This is a genomic window from Streptomyces sp. NRRL S-495 (assembly GCF_000966955.1).
In the GTDB taxonomy this organism is placed as follows: Bacteria; Actinomycetota; Actinomycetes; order Streptomycetales; family Streptomycetaceae; genus Kitasatospora; species Kitasatospora purpeofusca.
Genome location: NZ_JZWY01001132.1, coordinates 1 through 2,330 on the forward strand (window position 1 = coordinate 1; position 2,330 = coordinate 2,330).

1 protein-coding gene and 1 pseudogene are annotated in these 2,330 nt (G+C 77.4%); both read left to right on the forward strand.

Going from position 1 to position 2,330, the window contains the following annotated elements:
- Window positions 1–709: nucleotide disphospho-sugar-binding domain-containing protein (locus tag VR45_RS39830; protein WP_045944858.1), on the forward strand; the 709-nt coding region annotated here is incomplete at its 5' end.
- Between the two features lie 368 nt (window positions 710–1,077).
- Window positions 1,078–2,330: pseudogene (locus VR45_RS39835) on the forward strand (hypothetical protein); the annotation flags it as partial.

A 2,330-nucleotide genomic window follows, 5' to 3' on the forward strand; every position in this document is an offset into this window, starting at 1 on the left:
CATCTCCGGCCTCGACCTGGCCGCCCGGCTGGCCACCCACTTCACCGACGTCTACGAGAAGCACGGTGTGGCCGGCCCGGCGCCGACCACACCGCTGAACATCGTCCCGGCCTCGCTCGGCGGCGACCCGGGCGGTCTGCGGATGCGCTACCTCCCGTACAACGGAGGCGGTGTGGTCCCGGCGGAGCTGCTGGAGCGGGGCCACCGGCCCAGGGTCGCGGTCACCCTGGGCACCGTCATCACCGGTCTCGACGGCGTGTCGGCGATCGCCCGGCTGGTCGAGTCCGCCGGCGCGGTCGACGCCGAGTTCCTGCTCGCCGTCGGCGACGCCGACCTCGGCAAGCTGGGCACCCTGCCGGACAACGTCCGCCCGCTGCCCTGGGTGCCGCTCGCGGAGCTGCTGCGGGTCTGCGACGCGGTGGTGCACCACGGCGGGTCCGGCAGTACCCTCACCGGACTCCAGGCCGGCGTGCCCCAGCTCCTGCTGCCCCAGGGTGCCGACAACTTCGCGGTGGCCGACGCCCTGACCGCCGCGGGGGCCGCCCTGAGCTCCGCCTCCGACGCCGTCGACACCGCCCTGCTCACCCGGCTCGTCGCCGACCCGGCCCTGCGCGAGGGCGCCGCGCGCCTGCGGGCCGAGAACGAGGCCCTGCCGACCCCGGCGGCCCTCGTCCCCGACATCGAGGCCCTCGTCACCGGCCACCGGTGACCGGTCCGAAGGTCCCTCGGGGCAGCTGAGGGAGAGCCGCGCTCCGTCCCCGGTGGAGGTGCCGCCCCGCACCCCCACCGGGGACGGGACGGCCGTAGCCCGGCCGCGGTCAGTGCGTCCACCGCCCCTGCCCCGCACCCCCACGGCGCCGGAGGGGCCGTGCGTCGCGCCGGATTCGCCGCCCGCCGCCAAGGGGCGTGCGCGCAGGGCGGGCTGACGATCACTCGGATCCGCGCCGATCCGGAGCCGCGTTGTTGGTGGTATCCCTGCACAGGACGGGTGCGGTCGCCTATCCTCCAGGCGCACGGCGAGGTACGGCCTCGCCGGACGGCTGGGGGGTCGCGGTGGTTCTGCACGGGCGTGCAGCGGTGTTCGAGACGGTCGTACCTTCGCTCGTCGGCCTGGAGGTGACCGGTGAGGAACCGGGCGTCAGGACGCGGCGACTGCCCGTCCCGAACGGCACCCCCCTGGTGGTCGAGTGCGCGGGCGGGCGGCTCAGCGGGCGCACCGCCCTCCTGGCCGGCCTGGACGCGCGGTACGCCGCCCACCTGCGCCGGGCGTCGGCGGACCTGGGCCGGGCCGACCTCGGCCGGGCCGACGTCGCCCTGGCCGCCGACGACGAGGACCCGACCCGGCGCAACGCCTCGCACGTCTCGGACCTGCTGTTCCACCTGCGCCACGAGCTGAGCCGCCGCCCCGGCGACTTCGGCGGGAGCATCGCCTTCCCCCGCCTCACCCAGGGCCTGCTGGCGGTGACCTCCTGGCAGGCCGTCGGCGCCGGTGAGTCGGAGGCGGCCGCCGGGCGGCTGGAGAGCCTGCTCCGGGAGAGCGTTCCCGCCGGGCCCGCCAGGCGGGCGCGGGTGGCCCAGTGGATGCGGCAGGCCGTCCCCGGCCCGGCCGCGGCGGCCGTCCCCGGAGCCGGGGCGAACGCGCTCGTCGCCGGCCTGGTCGACCTCGTCACCCCCGAGCTGCTCGGCCCCTCCGCTCACCGCCACGGGCTGCGCTGGTGGGCCGTCCGCGAGGTCGCCGGCCCGGGCACCGACCACGTCCAGCTGTCCGAGCTGGCCCGGCGCTTCCGCGGCGACCCGGACGACCGGGAGGCCGCGGAGCGCCACCTGATGGCCGCGTTCCTGGCGGACATCGACAGCCACTACACCTGGTCGCGCCGGATGAACCGGCTGCCGCGCCCGCTGCTGCTCCTCGACAACGCCCACACCCGGCTCGGCCGGCCGGTACTGCGCACACTGCTCCAGGTCTGGCACGAGGAACCGGCCGGGACGCGGCCGGGCGTGATCACCACCGTCCTGGCCGGGGAGCCGTCCGGCTCCGACCCCGACGACACCGCGCCGTCGACGCGCCGCGCCGCGGGCCCGTTCTGGCGCCAGGACCGCCCCGGAACGGCGGCCGGCTGGACGGTGCGGCTGCCGCTGGCCGGACTCGGGCTGGAGGAGGTCACCCTGATGTTCGGCACCGAGCACCCCCCGTCCGGCACCGCCCGGGTGGTCCACCGCCTCAGCGCCGGCCGGGCCGGGATCGCCCACGCCCTGGTGGAGGCCGCCCGGAGGGCGATCCGCCAGGGCGACAGCGCGGAGCCGCGCTGGCTGCTCGACCTCCCCGCCCA